Raw genomic sequence first — 22191 nt, 5'->3', positions numbered from 1 at the left:
TGATATAAATTTACTAATTTTTAAAAAAATAATAAAAATTAGGAAAGTTATTTCCTAAATCTTCTGATTTGAGTTGATCCGATAGCCAACAGGATCAATAACAATATTAAAATCGGATTTCCTGTCGGATATTTGGATAAATCTACGCCATCACCCTCTTGCGGATTGATTGGATTATCATGACCGTGGCCTTCAACAGTAATGGATGTTACTGTTTCGTTGGCGTCATAGTTATCATCACCTGAGTAATAGACATGAACTGTATAGACTCCTTTGCTTAATCCGGTAACTTTAAATACTGCTTTGCCGTCAACGACTTCAGAAGTGTAAGTTTTTCCGGCAACTTCAATGGTTACTGTTCCGGTCGCATCACTTGGAAGGTTTACAACCACAGTTCCATCCTCTCCAACTTTGATATTGTCTCCAGTAGCTGAAATAGGGGTTTTGTCCTTAACCACTCTAAATGAGGTTGTTGTAATGCTTGGTGAGTACTTGTCATCACCATCATATGTTACAACAGCATCATAATCTCCCGCAGGAAGGTCAGGGATAACGATGACCGCCTTACCATTGATTACTTCCCCTGAATATTTCACGCCATTGATTGTAACTGTTACATGACCGGTTGCATCTTTAGGAAGTTCAATCTTAATGGTTCCATCCTTACCGTATTTGATGTCCTTTGAGGTTGCGGTTACATTTGAAGGGAGCTTTTTGACTTCGAATTGAGCAGTGGTGAAGTTTCTGACATAGTTGTCATCACCATCATAGGTCACTGCGACTGTCTTGTTTCCAAATGCCAATCCTTCTATATCAAATACAGCTTTTCCATCTTTAATTGTGGCATTATATTGTTTAGCATTAATCTCTATGATTACAGTTCCGCTAGCCCCATCAGGAAGAGTTACAACAATGTGTTCTGTTTCTCCAACATTTATGTCCTCGACTGAAACGCTGATTGGAGTTAGTTTTTTAGGAATGTCCACTTCAGAGACGACTGTCTTGGCCGAATGTTTGTCATCGCCAGAGTATGTCACTTCTATTTGATGATTTCCAGAGGACAGATTATTTAAATCGATAACTGCCTCGCCATTTACGACAGGAGCAGTGTATGTCTCGTTTCCAACTTTGATTGTTACGTTACCAGTGGCATTGTCTGAAACGAATACTTTGACTGTGCCGTTTCCTAAATCAATGACATTCACTTCGCAATCACTTGCAGACACTCTGAATGTGGTTGAATTGCTTGAGTTCAAGTATTTATAGTTTCCGCCATAGGTTACAACCACATTGTATTCACCTGCAGACAGGCCTGACAATACCAGCACTCCTTCGCCATCGCTGATTGCAACTGTGAATCTGCTTTCGTAAACTGGAGCGCCTAAAGCATCATCCAAATCAACTGTGAAGCTTTCACCATTAATGATGACCTCTAAAGTGCCTGTTGCATCACTTGGAAGTGTGAACAGGATAACCTCATTTTCGCCGACAACAATGTCCTCTGCGGTTGGAATCACAAATGAAGGAATCTTATTCACATTGAATGATGATTTACTTGAGCTTGGCAAGTACTTGTCATCGCCAGTGTATGTGAGATTTACATCATAAACTCCATTAGGCATGCGAGGTATTTGGGCTACTCCGACACCGTTTGTCACATTTACATAGTATCCGACGCCGTCGATATCAATCAATACTTGGCCGGTAGCATCTTCAGGAACATTTACTGTAATGGTTACGTTTTCGCCAACGCCAATGTCAGTTATTGTTGCGGATACAGTTGAAGGGCATTTGGATATTGTGATATTTCCTGTTGTGTGGTTTGCAACATAATTTCCATCACCTGCATATTCTACGGCAATTGTTTTAGTTCCTGCAGTTAAGTTTTCGATTTCGAATACTGCTTTGCCGCCATTAATTTGTGAAACGTATTTCACACCATCAATTTCGATTGTGACATTGCCTGTTGCATTATCTGGAACGGACACTGTAATTACTGCTTTATCACCAACAAGACTTGCAGGTGCGCCCACTTTAATTGGAGTGTCGTATTTTGGAGCGGTTATTCTAGCGGTTGAAGTTGAATTAGCATATTTGCTGTCACCAGAGTAGAACACTTCAACATCATGAGCTCCAGGAGTTACATCATCTAACTGAACAACAGCAGTACCATTAACCACCTCAGCAGTGTAATCCTTACCGTCAACAGTGATAGTGACATTACCTGTAGCGTCCTCAGGGACAACAACTACAATTGTGCCGTTGCCTTGATCAACGACAGTAATATCCGGAACGATAGGAGATTGCTCAACAGTGAAATTGCCAACAGCATAACCTGAAGTGTAATTGCCATCACCAGAGTACTCGACAACAACAGTCTTATTGCCAGCAGTCAAGTTTCCAACCTCAACAACAGCAGTACCATTAACCACTTCTGCAATGTAAGTTTTACCGTCAACACTGACAGTAACATTACCAGTAGCATTCTCAGGAAGAGTGACAATAATTGTGCCGTTCTCACCTGACTTAATCTCGCCAACAGTGATGTTCATAGGAGAATCATACTTAGGAGCAGTCACATTAACCACTTTAGTAACATTAGCGTATTTACCGTCACCTGAATAGACCACTTCAACTTCATGAGTTCCAGGAGTTACGTTTTCTAACTTGACAATAGCAGTGCCGTTAACCACCTCAGCAGTGAAATTCTTACCGTCAACAGTGATAGTGACATTGCCTGTAGCATCCTCAGGAAGAACAACCACAACAGTGCCGTTACCATTATCTACAACAGTGAAAACATCAGGAACAACAGGAGATTGCTCAACAGTGAAATTACCTACAGCATAACCTGAGGTGTAATTGCCATCACCAGAGTACTCGACAACTACAGTCTTATTGCCTGCAGTCAAGTTTCCAACCTCAACAACAGCAGTACCATTAACAACCTCAGCAGTGTAAACTTTACCATCAACACTGACAGTAACATTACCAGTAGCATTCTCAGGAAGAGTAACAGTAATAGTGCCGTTCTCACCTGACTTAATCTCGCCAACAGTGATGTTCATAGGAGAATCATACTTAGGAGCAGTCACATTAACCACTTTAGTAACATTAGTGTATTTATCATCACCAGAATAAATCACTTCAACTTCATGAGTTCCAGGAGTTACGTTTTCTAACTTGACAATAGCAGTGCCGTTAACCACCTCAGCAGTGAAATTCTTACCGTCAACAGTGATAGTGACGTTACCTGTAGCATCCTCAGGAAGAACAACCACAACAGTGCCATTGCCATTATCTACAACAGTGAAAACATCAGGAACAACAGGAGACTGCACAACAGTGAAATTACCAACAGCATAAACAGGAACATAATTGTCATCACCAGAGTACTCAACGACAAAAGTCTTATTGCCAGCAGTCAAGTTTCCAACCTCAACAACAGCAACACCGTCAATAACCTCAACAACATATTGTTTGCCGTCAACGCTGACAGTAATATTGCCTGTAGCATTCTCAGGAAGAGTAACAGTAATAGTGCCGTTTTCACCTGACTTGATTTCGCCAACAGTGATGTTCATAGGAGAATCATACTTAGGAGCAGTCACATTAGCCAATTTGGTAGCATTAGCGTATTTATCATCACCTGAATAAGTCACTACAGCTTCATGAGTTCCAGGAGTTACATTATCCAACTGAACAACAGCAGTGCCGTTAACCACTTCAGCAGCGTAATTCTTACCGTCAACAGTGATAGTGACATTGCCGGAAGCATCCTCAGGAAGAACAACCACAACAGTGCCGTTGCCATTATCTACAACAGTGATATCAGGAACGATAGGAGACTGCACAACAGTGAAATTGCCTACAGCATAAACAGGAACATAATTATCATCACCAGCATACTCTACAACAAATGTCTTATTGCCTGCAGTCAAGTTTCCAATTTCAACAACGGCAACACCGTCAACAATCTCAACAGTGTAATTCTTACCGTCAACACGGACAGTAACATTGCCAGTAGCGTTCTCAGGAAGAGTGACAGTAACAGTACCATTTTCACCTGACTTGATTTCACTTACAGTAATGTTCATAGGAGAATCATACTTAGGAGCTGTTACAATAGCTGTTGTGTTAGCAGCATCGTGAGTGTCATCACCTGAATAGATTACTTCAGCATTGTGAGTTCCAGGAGTTACATTATCCAACTGAACAACAGCAGTGCCGTTAACAACATCGGCTGTGAAATTCTTACCGTCAACAGTGATAGTGACATTGCCAGTGGCATTTCCAGGAACAAGCACAATGACTGTGCCATTGCCTTGGTCAACTACCTTAATGTCATTTTCATTTAATTTGACCTTATTCACATTGAATGTTGTGGAGCTGTTGCTTGGTTCGTATTTTTTGCATCCGTCGAATGTTACATTGACTGTGTGTGGACCGACGCCTAAATCAGGAACTACCAATGTTCCGACACCACCTGAAACAAATACTGTGTGGTTTTTGCCATCTACACTTACAGTTACGTTTCCGCATAAGTCCTTAGGAGTTTCAATGTTAATTACTGCCTTGTCTCCAACTGTGATATCATCAACAGTTACATTGACGCTTGAAGATGTCTTGGATACTTTGAAGATTGTTGTGTTCTTGCCTTCAGTGTATTTGTCATCACCCAAGTATCTTGCAGTCACATTGTAATTGCCGCTAGCTAAGGAAGGCACGTATAATTTTCCTTTACCAGCAGTGATGTTTACATAGTATCCGACGCCATCGACATCCACAAGAATTGGGTTTTCAATATCGCCAGGAGCGGTGATTTCAATCAATACACTATCTCCAACAGTAATGTTGGTCGCATTGACTTTTATAACTGGGACCGCTTTGGATACTTTGAATACTGCTGAATCGTTTGATCCGTAGTAGTTGTGGTCTCCGTAATAGAATGCATGCACGAAGTACTCTTCAGCATGCAAGTTCGGAACTGTAATTGTCAAGCTGGTTGTATTGATAATGTGCTCAACGCCGTTTACGAATACTGAGATATTGCCTGTGGCTTCGCTTGGTCCGAATACAAGCTCGATTGTTGCGTTTTCACCTACAGTGATGTTTCTGATTTCCTTGATTGATATTGTGGAAGGCAATTTGGATACTGTAAATCTTCCACTGCCTGTGTGTTCGATTATTCTTGTTCCATTTCTTTCAAGGTATATTGCATCCACAGTGTAGTCGCCGGCAGGCAGCTTGTCCAATGTGAGTTTTGCTGAAGTCATGTTCACTTGTGAATTATAGAATTCGTCGAATGTTGCATTTTGCTCTGCAACAAGGGTTCCTTGGGAATCATAAACGAATATTGTTACATTCTCGCCTGTGCGGTTTCCGGATACCCATACCTTGATTGACTCGTTTCCGGCAACGGTTACATTTTCTGTTTCAACTGCAAGTGATTTTCCAGTGATGTAAACTTCAAATAGAGTTCTATTTTCGCTTCCGATGTATTTACCATCACCAAGATATTTTGCGGTCACGTTGTAGATTCCGATTTCAGGAGTCTCAAGATGCAGTACGCCCACGCCGTCGTTTACATAAATTGTGTAGGTGGTATTCTTAACGTCGTCTGAAACTGTTATGTTGACCTTGCCGGTTGCATCGACAGGAGCGTGTACTGTAATGTTCACGTCAGTGCCGTTTGCCACTATTCCGTCATGGGATATAGTGATGTTGATTTGTGAAGGATGCTTGCTTACTGTGAATGCACCGGCGGTTGAATTTGCGAAGTACTTGTAGTCGCCGTCATAGGTTGCGGTTACGTTGTACTCACCTGCAGCCAATCCGGTGATGTTGAATGTAGCCATACCGTTTGTTATGTTAGCGTAGTAGTGGTTGTCTCCAACATCAAGCACTACTCTTCCGGTTATGTTTTCTGTGAGTGTTACATTGATCTGTTCGACTTCACCGACTTTTGAGTTGGTTACATTGATGCTGATTGGAGCAGGGTTTTTATCAACTTTAAATATTGCTGATGCATTGGATCCGAGATACCATCTGTTTCCGTGATAGAATGCTTCAACAGTGTAGTTGCCTGCACCTAAACCTGGAACAGTGACCTTGAGGCTTGAAGTGTTTGTCTTATATTCCCTTCCATCCACGAATACTGAGATGTTGCCGTCATTTGCTTTTACGTCCAATACAATTTCAAGCTCGACTGTTGCATTTTCACCGACAGTGATGTTTCTGATTTCCTTAATCTTGATTTGGGAATCTAGTTTGGTTACATTGAAGCTGTTGTTGCCTTCATAAGTGTATACGTAATCTCCATCAGCTTCAGTGTAGATTGCTTTTACATCATAGCGGCCAGCATTCAAGAGTGGCAATGTCCAATCGGCGAAACTGGCATTTAAGTAAGTGGAGTACTGAGCAAATGGAACACTTTCATTTCTCAATATTTCACCGCCAGCATTGCTGATAATTATTGTCACATTACCGCCTGTGTGATTTCCAAGCAAACTAACAGTTACAGTTGTGGTTTGATCCACATAAACATCACGAGGGCGGACATCGAATTGTTTCTTATTGTCATAAACCTCAAATGAAGTGTAATTCTCATTTCCAAGGTATTTTCTGTTTTCAAGGTATGCTGCAGTAACCTTGTAGTTGCCGATGAGCGGAGCGCCAATGTGCAAAGTGCCGTTTCCATCATATACATGGACTGTGTAGGTAGTGTTCACATTTCTGTTAATATCCCAGACAGTCACATTTACCATACCGTTAATGTCGCCAGGAACCTTGATGTATATGACCGCATCGGTTCCGTTTGGAATGACTCCGTTATTGCTTACTGTCACGTTGATGAATGAAGCCAGCTTGTCGACATTGAATGTTGTGTTGGCTTCGCTTGACAGGTACTGGTCATCGCCGATGTAGGTTGCAGTCACATTGTAGAGACCCGCTTGTGTGACATTGACGGCGATTCTGTCCTGACCGTCAGTAAGGTTGATTGTGTAATTGGTTCCGTTGACATTTACAACGACATATCCTATAGCGTTTGCAGGAACTGTCACGTTAATTATTACTTCGCCATCGACAACGCCGTCGGTTGCATTCACTCTGATGAATGAATTGCGTTTGGACACTGTGAAGTTGGCTGTTGTGAAGTTTTCTGTGTAGTTTGAATTGCCCGCATAGTTTACGGCGACTGTCTTGTTGCCGTAGGCCAGGTTTTCAACCACGAATCTTGCAACTCCATTGGAGAATGATGTTGGAGCGTATGTTTTGCCGTTGATTTCGATTGTCACATCACCAGTAGGTGCTGTCACGTTAATGTATGCGACATCTCCAACGTAAATGTCAGTTACATTCATGGATATCGGTGAAGCGAGTCTTGGGATTGTCACATTGCCATAGGCAGTGACATTGGTGTAGTTTCCATCACCTGAGTATACCGCAGTGAGGTTGTGTTTTCCAGGAGTTACATTTTCTAATGTGACTACAGCTATACCATCTGTCACATTTGCAGTGAAGTTTTTGCCATCAACATAAATTGTCACATTTCCAGTTGCGTTTTGTGGCACTATGACAGTGACTGTGCCGTTTCCGTTGTCGACTATTTCAATATTTGATGTTGAATTTATTTTGCCTACGGAGAATGTGGTTGAGTTGTCATTAGGCAGGTACTTGCCGTCGCCGTTGTAGGTCACGTTAACTGTCTTGTCGCCGACAGTCAGGCCAGGCACAAGCACAGTGATTATGCCATCGGTTATGCCTACAGTCTTGTTGAACTCATTTCCTATTGTTACTGTCACATTGCCTGTTGCGCCAGGAGTTACAGTAATGTTTACTACTGCAACATCGCCTAAAGTAATGTTTTCCACTTTTACGGTTACATTGGATGCGACTTTAGTGACATTGAATTTGGTTTCAGATGTAGATCCATAGTAGTTTTCATCACCAAGATATCTGGCATCAACATCGTAAGTCTTATTAGTTAAATTACCTAATTCTAATGTTGCGAATTTGCCTACAATAGGCACATAATAATCCTTATCGTCAACAGTAATTACAACATATCCTGTAGCGCCATCAGTGACTTCAACCTTAATGGTTTGTTTTTCAAGAATTGTAATAGGGTCTTTTAAAGTAATTGTTGATGTAGAGTCTAGTTTGTCTACGTCAAATGTGGCTGATGTCCAGTTGCCGTTGAAGTTATTGTCTCCCTCATAGATTACAACGACTGAATGTGTTGCGCTGGACAATCCGCTTAAGGTCAAGTTTGCTTTGCCTTCTGATATGTTTCTTGTGTAGTTCTTGCCGTCCACATTTATGATTACATTACCTGTTGCATTGATGTTGCTTAATGTTACGTTGATTACTTCCTTGCCGTCAGCACGGATGTCTGCAACATCAACACCAACTGTCACATTGTCTTTTGTGACGAAGAATGTTGTCTTGATGGTTTTTGCATTGTAGTTTTCATTACCATTGTATGTTACAGTTACAGGATATTCTCCAACATTCAATCCTTTGACATCCAATACAGCTGTACCGTCAAATGTTTCGAGTGAGTTGACGATTGCCCTTAAAACGACAGTTACTGTTTGTCCATTTTTAAGAACAATAGTTTCTTCTCTTCCATCTACCTTAATTGTCACGTTTCCGGATGATTTGACATTGACTGTAATGTGTTCAATATCACCATAGGTAATGTTTTGGACTTCAACTGTCATTGTCGGATCTGCTTTTGCAACTTCGAAGTCTTTCTGAGCTGAACTACTGGTGTAGTTGACATTTCCGTTGTAGTCAACATATACTGTGTAGTTGCCTGCAGTCAAGTAATCATCGACATCAATAGTCACCTTGCCGTCAACGATTGGTTCATTAGTTACACTAAATGTATCTACAGTGACATTGACAGTTCCGGTTGCGTTGATGTAGATTACAATGGTTTCATGACCGCCGTAAGTGATGTTTTGAGGAACAATCACTATTCCTGTAGTGGTCTGATTGACTGTGAAGTTGTTCATTGCGCTCGCGGCAGGCAAGTACATGTTGTTTCCTTCGAAGTAAACGGTCACGTTGTAGTCTCCTGCAGGAAGACCGTAGACAGTCAAGTTGCCTTTGCCCTCATAAATGAATGCAGTGTAGTTCTTGTCATTGATTTCTACTTTGACAAGTCCTGTGATGTTGTCAGGAGTTTCAAATGTTATAAATTCGCTTGCTCCAACTGTGATGTTGGTTCCATTGATTTCAAATGTTGTGGTGAGCTTGTCGATTGCCAATTTGGTTGAATTGGTGCTTGACAAGTATTTTTCATCACCGATATAAGTTACATAAACGTCATAAGTAGTGTTTTCCAATCCATAAACTGTGACATTTCCTTTTCCGCCTGTCAGGTTTATGGTGTAGTTGGCGTTGTTGAGAGTTACAACCACATATCCTATCGCATCGTCAGGAACTGTGACATTGATGAATGCGCCGCTTCCTACAGTTGAGTTGGTTACGTTTACTTTAATGTATGAATTGCGTTTGTCCACTGTGAAGTTTTTGGTTGTAGTGTTTGCAAGATATTTGTCGCTTCCGCCATAAATGGCTATGACAGTCTTGTTGCCGTGTCCTAGACCTGATACCTCGAAGTAGGCAATGCCATTTTCATATTTAACCATATTATATGATTTGCCGTTGATTTCAATTGTCACATTGTCGCTAGGAGCTGTCACGTTGATGTATGCAACGTCGCCGACAAGTATTGAATCGACATCAATCACGAGAGGAGAGTCATGTTTGAATACCCAGAAGTCGCAGATTGCATATCTTGGACCGTACTTGGCGTCAGTGAATGTCACGTTTACTGTATGGTTGCCGTAAGGCCTGGTTACATTCAATTGAGCAATGCCATGATCAATTGTAGCATTTTCTTCAAATAGTCCATCGATGTAAATTGATACATTGCCTGTGGCATCGATTGGAACTTTAACAATGATTGTAGTGTTCACACCAACTTTGGTGTCGTTTGCAGTCACATTGATTTGATAGCAGCTTACTTTGGTTACTGTGAGTCCATTTGTAAGTGTTACCGGAACGGCTGCAGTGTAATTGTTGTCTCCATCATATTCGGCCTTGATGTCATATTGTCCTGAAAGCAGTTGGTCAATTGTGAATGTTGCCACACCATTTTCAATTGTAGCATTATATTTAGTTCCGTTAACTGTAATTGTAATGTTACCGGTAGCAGTCTCATTAATTTTAACAACGATTGTAGCGTTTGTAGCGGCATCGGCAGTTGACTCTTGGATTGTAATTGCTGAGATTACTTTAGTGACTTCAAATCCTTTACTGGTGCTGTTGATGTTGTATTTGCCGTTACCGGAGTAGCTAGCATAAACTGTATAGTTTCCGGCAGCAAGATCATCAACAGTAATATTCACCCAACCGCCAACAATGCCGTAGGTGCCAATCTCAGTATCATTCAATCTAATTGTGATATTTCCTTCAACACCTGCATCCACTTTAACGGTAATATTTACTTTATTGCCGTAGACTGTACTGTTAACATCAATTTCAACAGCAGTGTTTGATTTGGATACAGTGAAGTAAGTTTCTTTTAAACGATAACGATAATTATCATATGCATCTCCGAAGTATTCGACATTTACAAGATAAGTTCCTTCTTTTAAGTTTTTAGGATAAACCGCCGCGTGACCGTTGTTTGGATAAACAATATAAGCATTATCACCAATAACTTCAATTACGACATGACCAGTAGCGTTTGCAGGAAGTTCAACAGTAATATTTCCGTTTTGACCTACAGTAATGTTTTGGGCAGTCACATTCATGAATGGATTTCTTTGTTGTACTGTGAATGTTTTCATTGTTTTGTTTCCGATGAAGTTGATATCACCGTCATAGAATGCCCAAACAACTTTGCTTCCAACGCGAGAAGTGGTGATGTTGAATCTAGCCACACCATCAATAATCTTAGCACTATGTCTTTCTCCATCAATGTAAACAGTTATGTTTCCTGTCGCATTAACTGCGATGCCGCCAGTTGAATTTCTAACTGTTACATTGACATATTCATTATTCCATACAGGAACATCTTGAGTGTCAATGACTAAACCTGTGCTGACTTGTGATACAATGAATGTTGCTTTTGCACTAGCTTCATTATAATTCGCATTACCATGATAGATTACATCAACAGGATATACTCCAACATTCAGATTATATACATCTAAAGCGGCTTTGCCTTTATATTCTGAAATCGCATTGACAATAGCTCTTAATATTGTAGCCGGAACATCGCTTTCGTTAAGTTCGATTGTTTCATTTCTGCCATCTACAAAGATTGTCACATTACCTGTAGCGTTTACGAATACTTTAATATGTTCAATTTCGCCGTAGGTGATGTTTTGAACTTCAATGATTATTGTCCTGTTTGCTTTATATACTGTGAATTTTTGTTCGCCGCTTACAGCAGTGTGGTTAATGTCTCCACTGTATGTTGCCTTCAATGTGTAGTTTCCAGCGGTTAAATACTCTACGACAAATTCAACCCTGCCGTCTTTTACAGGTTTAGGTACATCGAATGGAGTTCCATCAATTTCAATGCTTACATTACCTTCAGTGCAGTCAGGAAGTGTTACGACAATGTGGGTGGAATTGCCATAAGTTACATTTTCAATATCTATAATCATTTCAGGAGTAACCCTGGTTACGTAGAATGTTGTCTTATTAGTTGCATTGTTATATTTGCCATCACCCTCATAGTATACGGTTACATTATATTCCCCGACGGCTAATTGTGGAAGCTCAATTGATGCTGTACCATTCACAATTCTTCCGAAGTATTCTTTTCCATCAACGAAAACTGAAACTACACCAGTAGTGTCATTTAAAAGAGTAATGTTGATTATTTCTTTTTGAATATGGGTAATGTTTGTAACATTGGCTGAAATTGTAGTATTATATTTATGTACTCTGAAATCAGCTTCACCTTTAGCAGGTTCTAAAAGTTTACTACCCTCATAGAATACAACTACCTTTTTAGGTCCTGCAGTCAGATTAGTTATGTTGAATTTAGCTGTTGCATTGTGAGGTCCCATGGTTAACGTTAAATTATAACCTTTATTATCCAAATAGAGAGTTACATTACCCGGTACATTATATCCATCCGGCGGAACGATAGTTACATTGATATAAATTGTATCATTCACCATAATGTCATATGCATTTACTTCAACGAAAACGGCAGCAAATTGTTTTTGTAGCAATGCATAACGGGTTGAATTGACTGAACTGTTATAGTTATGGTCATCGCTGAATGTTGTAATTACAGTGTAATTTCTAGGAAGCAAATCAGGAATCATTGTTTGACCGTAACCATTAACAATTTTAACTTCTGCAGATCTGACAAGAACTGTTGGATTGTTTTCACTATAAAACTTAACAGTTGCTGTTCCGTTAGCATCCCAATATGCTTTATCATCAAATTCATCGAAAATTGTAACATTCACATATAAATCATATCCAACATCATTGAAACCGACTGTTAAATTGGATTGCGCTTTAGTTACATTGAATGAAACTGTTGTGTTTGCCACATCAAAGTTTGCGTCACCCCAGTATTTTAAAAATACTGTGTGATTGCCAACTTCAAGGAATTTGCCGTCAGTGCCTAATCTAGCAGGAATATCTTCAAGAGTTCCTTTACTGTCTACAACAGTAATATTTCCAACAAATTCGCCGTCGAAGTAAATTGAAATTGTTCCATTTGCAGCTTGTCCAGTACCATTGTTTGGAGCAAGGATTTCTGCAGTAACTGTGGTATTTCTATGGAATATTGTATCCAATGCAGAAGCGTTAATAATATAAACGTTTTGGAATCTTGAAGTGCGTTCAGCCATAGTGTAATAATCTTCATTTGTAAGTCTTGCATTTACATAAATATTATCTGTTGAATATGGTGGAGTTAGAATTTTTTCAATATCCAAGTGGATTTTACCATTTTCATCGGTTGCATAAATACCTTCATGTAATTTATTGTTGTCCCCATCAAATATTTCAACGGTTACGCTTATACCTGCTTCAGGAACAGGAATAGCAGTATAACCTTGATTTGCATTTGTAACAGCTGTCTTACCAATTGATATGTTATTATTAGTCCAATATGTAACATTATTACACTTTACATTTATACCATTTACAGAAACATACATTGCATTTAAGCGATTATCCTTTCCTTCCAATAGTATGTCAATAGTGCCATTATTATTTCTATTAAAAGTTAAGTCAAATGTCTCAGTAGTTGCCGTATTTTCAAGAAGAACCGCATTTTTTAATGTGAAACCTTTTGATGCAGAAATTGCAGAACCCCTATCTGCCTTATTTTTTGTGAAATTAGCACCATCTACAACTAAATTACTGACACTATCAAAGACACATAAAGCTCCACCTTTATTAGCAGTATTGTTTATAAATGTAAGATTTTTAAAATCAGAATTAGTACATTGTTTAATCTGAATCGCACCCCCACCATTGATTAGGCTGTTGGTGTCTTTACCCTTAGCTTCAGCAACGTTATTTATGAATTTACAATTTTCAAGTGTAATCATATGGTCAGTACCGCTGGTTTTTCCTTGTATATACAATGCACCAGCTTCCTTAGAAGATGAACAATTTTCAAACAGACAATTTTTCACAGTATAGTTATTATTTGGCCTTAAATACATAGCTCCACCTTGAGCCCAATCCCATTCAGCAGCTGAGGCGGCTTGTTTACTATCACCATTAGTAGTGACGAAATTGCCTACAAACCTACAATTATCAACCAATGCATGATAACTTTTATCCCATAAAATAGCCCCTCCATCCACTTTCTTATCAATAGTGGATTGAACGGAATTATAATAGAATTCGGAATTTTTAACGGTACCATATTCTCCATTTTCAGACCAATAAATAGCACCACCACCTCTTGTCTGAGAAGCAGAAGTAGTATTACCGTGTGCGGTGTTATTTGTGAATATACAGCCATCAACAGTGTTATATTTAGAGTGAGCTCCACCATACCAATATAGAGCTCCTCCACTCTCTTCTGCCAGGTTATTTGTAAAGTTGGAATTGGATACAGTGGAGTTTGAACCGGTAGAGTACATTGCACCACCATTAGTCTTAGCATAGGAATCATTGAATGAAGAGTCACTTACTGTACAACTATCACCTTCAAGATATAATGTTCCACCAGTCTTTGCACTTGAAGATTCAAATACAGAAGATTTAATTATAGTATGATTACCGTCAATAAAGATAGTTCCTCCTTGACCAATACTGTTTGGCACTGTGGAATGTTTGAAAATAGATCCTTCAATTGAAGCATAATCCTCTTGAATATAAATGGCCCCACCACTAGGGGTTCCACCATTACCAGTAACGGAAGAATCAGTGAAGTTGGAATCTTTCACGGTAGCATTTAAACCGTTTATATAAATGGCCCCACCATTTAATACAGAAGTGGAGTTAATGAAGTTAGAACCTTCAACTGTAGTATTTTCACCTTTAATATAAATAGCCCCACCTTCAGAGCCAGGACTGTTAACAGAACATGTATCAAATTGAGAACCGTTGATAGTAGCATTAATACCGTTTACATAAATTGCTCCACCCTGTATATTGGAGTGGGCTTCTTTAAAGTTAGATTCAATTACATCAGTGTTGTTTCCATGGATGAAAATAGCTCCACCCCTGGCAAGATTGTTTCTGTTAGCATAGGTATGTGTGAAGTTGGATTTTTCAATGGTTGCGGATTGACCTTCTACGTAAATAGCTCCACCACCGTTACCGTCATGACCGAATGCATAAGTATTGTCGAAAGTGGAATTTATAATCCATGTGTTATTTCCATCTACATAAATAGAACCACCGGAAGTGGTAGCATTGGTATTCCTGAATTTGGCAGTGATTGTAGCGTTATTTCCTTCCACAAATATAGCTCCACCGTTTTCAGGTGCGAAAGTATCTTCAATGATACAGTTAAGGATTCCGGTACCGTTACCTAAAATGTGAATTGCTCCACCAGTACTGTTTCCAACTGTGGAATTCTTGAATGAGGAATCTGTAATATTTACGTCGTTTCCTGTCACATATATTGTTCCACCCAGAATAGCTGCATAACTGTTGGCGAAACTGGATTTGGAAACTGTAGTGTGGTCTCCGTTAATAATCATTGTTCCACCTTTGGTTGAGGAATGATTGCCTAAACCGTCACCTGTACCGTTGTTGTTTATGCAGACGATGTTGTAGATATCACCATAGTTACCTTCCCAGTAGATTGCTCCACCGTCATCACCTACAGTGTTGTTGGTGAAGTTGGAATTGTACAGTTTACCTCTTTGACCTGTGATATAGATTGCACCACCGTCCTCAACAGCTTCAATATTATGGAAATATGTATTGATGACTGTAACGTCATCTCCGGTAATGAATACTGCACCTCCGTCAACGGCAGTGGTGTAGCTCATTTCAGAATCATGGATAGTAGCACCGTTACCGGAAATATAGATTGCTCCACCACGTCCATCGGTTTCAGGAACAACCAAACTTTCTGCAAACTTGGAAAGATTGTTCAATTCATTTACAACTTCAGTGCAATCTAGACCTGTTAATGTATGTTGTGGATCAATTGCAGTTAACTTGGCATTTAAATCATCGATTAAGCTTAAAGCAACATCGATGCTTGAAGAATTGAATGCGCCACTGATGACTATCTTTTCAATAGCTTGTTCAATATCTTTTAATGTTTTGTTTAAAGTATCAATATCGGCAGTTGATATGGTTCCGGGAACAACTGTATCAAGATATGCAATCATGTCATCCACTTGTTTTTTCATATCCCCAGGAAGTTCCATATTCTGTGAAACATCATAAAGATCAGTCAATTCATCTCCAACAGCACTTATCTCACTTAATAGTTTAAGTATGATGTTTTTATCGCCGCCGTCAGATAATGTTGAATTGATTTGAGTTAGGTTTCCAATCAACTGATTTACTAAATTCAAAGCGATAGTGATGTTTGTGGTATTGACTCCATCACCGACTAATATATGACCAGTAATATCTTTAAGAGCGTTTAAAGTATTGTTTAAAGTTTTAACATTCTCGGCAGTGACATTTTCAAATGTTACGTTGTTGAGATATTCAATAATATCCTCAATGTCAAATCCAATCTCTTTGAGTGTGTCCTTGTAGTATTTCCTATCAATAGTAATATTATAGGATTCTTTGCCTAATGCCTGAGTATTTGTAATTACTGCAGAGATGGTAGCTCCGTCACCTTCAACATAAATAGCTCCACCCAATGTCGCGTTACAATTTTCGAATGTGGAGTCTATAATGTCCGTATTGTCACCTTGTACATAAATAGCTCCACCATTACTTGATGAATTACAATTTTCGAACACTGAATCGATGACATCAACATGATTACCGGATATGTAAATAGCTCCACCGTCATCCTTAGCGGAAGTGTTTTTGAATGTGGAGTTTGAAATGGTTACGTCATCACCTGTAAGACATATGGTTCCTCCTTTGGAATTGGATTCGTTGAAACTGATACCTTTGTTATTTTCACAGGTAATGTTATATATTGTACCTTTGTCACCATCCCAGTAGATTGCTCCACCGTCATCACCTGCAAAGTTATTGGTGAATGTGGAATTGTGCAATTCGGAATGGTGACCTAATACGTATAATGCTCCACCGTCACCTGTACCGTTGTTGTTGTTGAAAGTGGAATTAATAATTTTTATGTAGTTTCCTTCAGTGTAAACTGCATTACCTGCATCCGCATGACATTCTTCAAAGGTACAGTCACGAACCAGAGTGTTGTTACCTAGAAGGTGGAGAGCACCACCTGTTGAATCAGTTGCATTACAGTCTTTGAAGTCACTTCCTGTGATGTTTACATTATTACCTGTTACGAAAATTGCCCCACCAGTAACTTTTGCATAACTTTGCTTGAAGCTGGAGTCTGAAAGGGATATGTCGTTACCTGTAAGACAGATGGTTCCTCCTTTGGAGTTACCGTGGGTACTTAATCCTGAGTTATTGTTACAGGTGATATTATATATTGTACCTCCTTGACCTTTCCAGAATATGGCTCCACCGTCGTCACCTGCATAGTTATTGTCAAAAGTGGAATTGTGCAATTCACAGTCATCACCATCAATGTATAATGCACCACCATCTTCATTAGCGTGGTTTTTATCGAATGTGGAGTTTATAATTTTATCTTCAGATGCACCTTGCCTGAAGTGAACTGCACCACCGTAATTTAAAGCATAGTTGTTGACGAATGTGGATGAGATAATGGAACTCTCGGTTGCACCTACGTCAAAACCAATAGCACCACCTTCACCAGTGAGTTCACGATTAAGACCGCTTGAAGTGTCGTAAGGATCATTGAAAGTGTTATTTGCTATACCTAATGCACGGTTATTTTCAAACCAACATAATTCAAATGTAACATTATGGTTGTCTTGTAAAAATACTGCTCCTCCACGACCTGCAGCAGTACAGTCAGTGACATTAACATTATAAACAGTGATGTGGTCTCCAGTAAACATAATAGCTCCTGCGTCACCACCAGTAGTATTTGTATCCCAGTGGCTTAAGTCCCAGCCGGCATATTTGACTAGCTTATCAGCACTTTCATTAATTGCACCACCGTAAGAAGTGGCATTCTTAATGATTATGTTTCTCATTTCACCGTAGTCCCCATCGTAGTAGATTGCACCGGCAGAACGGGCGGCACGGGTGTTTGTGAAATTACAGTCTATAACCTTACCGTAGTTAGCGCCTGCTAACCAGTCAACACCTCCACCGTTAGTACCTGAAGTACAGTTTTCAAATGTACAGTTTGTAAACTCTATGTGATCCCCACCGGTCATGTATGCTGCACCACCACGGCGAGCGGAATCAGAGACTATGAACTTACAGCCGTCAACATGAGCAACATCTCCGTGCCATATGATGGAACCTCCGTTTCCACCGAAGAACTCATCAACAGCCCAATCGAAAGGAGAGGCTTTGATTTCGGTTGTTTCATCAAGTTTTACCCATACATGACCGTGTTCCCTTGCTTCAGATACATATAATTCATATTTAATTGGCTTTGTTCCTTCACGGATTACAAGAACATACAATTTACCGTCAGTTAATTTAGTAGCATCATCCAAAGTGTCATTTTTAACAATAACGTTATCCATGGTTATAGTCATATTGTAGAGATATACATCCCCAATAGCTCTGTTGTTTTTGAATGTTGAATTTCTGATGGTACCGTTGTAACCGTTCCAGTGTACTGCACCACCACTGACATGTGCAGTGTTATTGACAAATGTCACATTATATACATAACCGTTTTCAGCACCGATATCCCAGTTAATAGCACCACCTTCACTACCTGCAACATTACGTTCAAAGTATGAATTTTCAAATGTGGTATTATAACAATTTTCGATTTCGGTTCCTTCCAGGAATATACCTCCTCCACGTTTGGCAGCGGTATTGTTGATGAAGTTACAATCATCCACTAAACCTACAGCTCCGGACCACATAATTGCACCACCATCACCACCAGTGTTGTTATCTCCTAGAACTGATATAGCCCAAGCGATACCTTTTGCCTCATTTTGTGTGAAATTGGAGTGCATGATAGTACCGTTACGTCCATTCCAGAATACTGCACCTGCAGACCTATAAGCTATATTGTTTTCAAATGAACAATATTCTATAGTACCGTTAGCTGCACCCCTGTGCCAGTCGATAGCACCACCGTTAGTGCCTGCAGTGTTGTTGATGAATTTGGAATGACTGAATGTGGTGTTATAACAATTTTCTGTCGCACCTTCCTGCATGAACACTGCTCCACCACGTTTAGCTGCGGTGTTATTGATGAACATACATTCATCTATAGTACCAATAGCTCCGTTCCACATTAAAGCACCAGCATCTCCGCCTAAAGTTATAATACCTGCAGGTGTTTTTCCTTCAGCGATTCCTAATGCTTTGTTGTTTGTGAAGTTTGAGTTGTGAACTGTACCGTTGTGACCGCTCCAGAATACTGCACCACCTGATCTGTTAGCAATGTTGTTTTCAAATCTGGAATTAGATACATTACCGTGTGATGCTCCTTCTTGCCAGTCAATAGCACCACCATTAGTACCTGCATTATTGTCAATGAAGACACACCAATCAAATTTAACATTATCACAAGTTTCATTCGCTGCGGACTGCAAGAATACTGCTCCACCACGTTTGGCAGCAGTGTTGTTGATGAATCTAACATTTTCAACAGTACCTAAAGCACCAGACCACATTACAGCACCACCGTCACCACCAGAAGTGATGTCGCCTAAAACACTTGTAGCATTAACAATACCCAAAGCTCTGTTATTGGTGAAATTAGCATTCCTGATAGTACCGTTGTGACCGTTCCAGAAAATAGCACCACCAGAACGTTTAGCAGTGTTGTTGATAAATGTAGCGTTTTCAACAAGACCGTCATGTGCTCCTGAATGCCAGTCTACAGCACCACCGTTGGTGCCTGCAGTGTTGTTTTTAAAGTAGACATCCCTAAATGTGGTGTTTTCACAGTTGCCATGAGTACAGTTTTGTAGGTATATAGCACCACCACGACCACCGAAATCATAATTTTCATTCTTGTTAGCAGTATTGTCAATGAACCTACAGTTTTCAACAGTACCGTTAATACCTGACCAGATGACTGCACCACCATCACCAATATTACCATGTTCATCCTTAAGTAAACCTTTAGCAGTGTTATTTGTGAAGTTGGAATTCAATATTTCACCATGGTGACCACTCCAGAATACTGCACCACCATTGGAACCAGCAGCATTATTGTCAAATGAGGACTTGTATATACCACCATCATGTGAACCATCATGCCAATCTACAGCACCACCATTAATACCTGCATAGTTACTTACAAACATACAACAATACACAGTAATATTAGTACAGTTTTCGGTAGAGTTACCATGCAAGTATATTGCACCACCACGGTTCTTAGCATAGTTATCGGTAAAGATACAACTATTATTAATAATACCATAACTACCTACCCATACTATAGCACCACCATCACCGCCACCAGTGATACCACCAATCTCACTAGTTACCTCACCAGTAGCATTATTATTAGTAAATGTAGAGTTACTTATAATACCATAGTGACCACTCCAATGTACTGCACCACCACTACGTTTAGCAGTGTTATTGGTGAAAGTACAGTCTTCAATATAACCATGAGTAGCACCAGCGGCCCAATCAACAGCACCACCATTGGAACCGGCAGTGTTGTTTATGAAGGTACAAAGTACAAAACCAGTATTATTGTTTAGAGGATTATATGTTGTATTGGTTGAGAATGCTGCACCACCATGTTGTTTAGCAGTATTGTTAATGAAGGTACAGTTATATGCATAACTGTCCCAACCTCTCATTACTATTCCACCACCATTTCCAGGATACATAGTAAACATTCCTTTAGCTTCATTATATTTGAAGGTAGAATCACATACACGGAAGTTACTACTTTGCATACCTATACCACCAGCTGAACCATTAGCAGTATTGGAAGTGAAAGTACAGTTAGTTATAGTACAATTTTGGATACCGTTACCACTACTACCGACACCACCACCGTTCATTCCTGCCCAATTTTTAATAAATTCGGAATGTTTGATTGTGATGTTGGAAGCGTTCAGGAATACAGATCCACCTACACCAGTTTGCATGTTGTTAGGATTCTTGATAGCCCTGTTGTTTTCAAAGTAGGAATTGGTAATTGTACTGCCGAAACCGTTAATGAATACAGCACCACCATTAGCTTTAGTAGCAGTGTTATCCCTGAATATACAATTGTCAATGTGGACTACTCCTTTAGTAAATATAGACCCTCCGTGACCTACTAGAGTAGTGCCATCTGGCATAACAGTTGCATTTGCATTAACAAATGTAATTCCTTTCAATGTTACATTAGCGCCTGGTGCGATAAAGAATATTCTGGACATGTGATTTCCATCAATGATTACATTACCGTTACCATTGATTGTTTTAGTACCAGTTATTTTAACACCTGTTATGAGTGCGCTATCTGTAGCACTATTATAAGTATAGTTCTTAGCCAGAATAATATCTGACCCTCCGTTTACAATGCCTTGTAAGTCAGTAAATGAACCTTCATTCGCATTTCCTACCAGGCCATTCGATTCGGAGTTAGGAAGTGCGTATGAAGAGACATTATTATCAACTGACAAGACGTTACCGTCAGTGCTATCTGATCCACTGTCGGCAGCAGATACTGCCTGTAGTGAGAAGATAACACATATTAATAATATTATTGTCAATATCTCTTTTTTATTCATAATACACCCCCTCCATTATATAACGAGTGTTAATCTTTTAACACACATGGAGAGTCTATGGTGATATCTATATCAGATGCTATTAATATATAAACTTTACTTAATGAAATTAGGAAAAAAGTGAATATTTTATAAAATTTAATTAGAAGATTAAACATATTCAAATCTATGTTTTCAATAATAAACATATGAGAAATCGTGCACCTCTAAACTAAAAAGTATTAAAATTCATATTTATTGAATATACAAATATAATAATATTTTAAAAAAAATATTCACCGCTCCAACATATCATTCGCAAATCTGAAAACAATCCTAAAATTTAACAAAATAATGAAAATAATTAAAAATTAGTGAAAAGCATAGTAAAAATAATAAAAAAAATTAAAAAGAATATATAAAATTACCATTTTAAGATATATTACTGAATAAACGACACTACGGCATTTGATACATATATTACCAACATATAATTACCAATGTTTGAAAACAAGAAGTATTACTCCGCATGACTAAGGAAAAAAAATATTACACAATATTATAGTTTTTCTCGAAAAGTTTATACCATATGAAATACAAAGTTATATTCATGGTTGAACGAAGCAAAAAAATTGCAGGACATCTTGAATTGGATGAAATTAAAGATGTAATGAAAGAATACAAAGATTCTTATGACATGTATCGTAAATTGCTTGTCATAAGTATGGTATATCAAGGTGAAACGATTTCTCAGGCTTCTGATTAT

The 22191-nt window shown here is 39.2% G+C and carries 1 protein-coding gene; it reads right to left on the bottom strand.

The features are described 5' to 3' along the window. Positions 1 to 47: 47 nt before the first annotated feature. The gene (locus tag IJE64_RS00005; RefSeq protein WP_292780233.1) at positions 48 to 21446 is read right to left on the bottom strand and encodes an Ig-like domain repeat protein; all 21399 of its coding nucleotides are present in this window, start codon (positions 21444 to 21446) and stop codon (positions 48 to 50) included. Positions 21447 to 22191: the final 745 nt, after the last annotated feature.

The organism is Methanobrevibacter sp. (genome assembly GCF_017409525.1).
Lineage (GTDB): Archaea > Methanobacteriota > Methanobacteria > Methanobacteriales > Methanobacteriaceae > Methanocatella.
The sequence above is the reverse complement of the archived record's forward strand: the minus strand, read 5'-3'. Positions and strand labels throughout refer to the sequence as shown.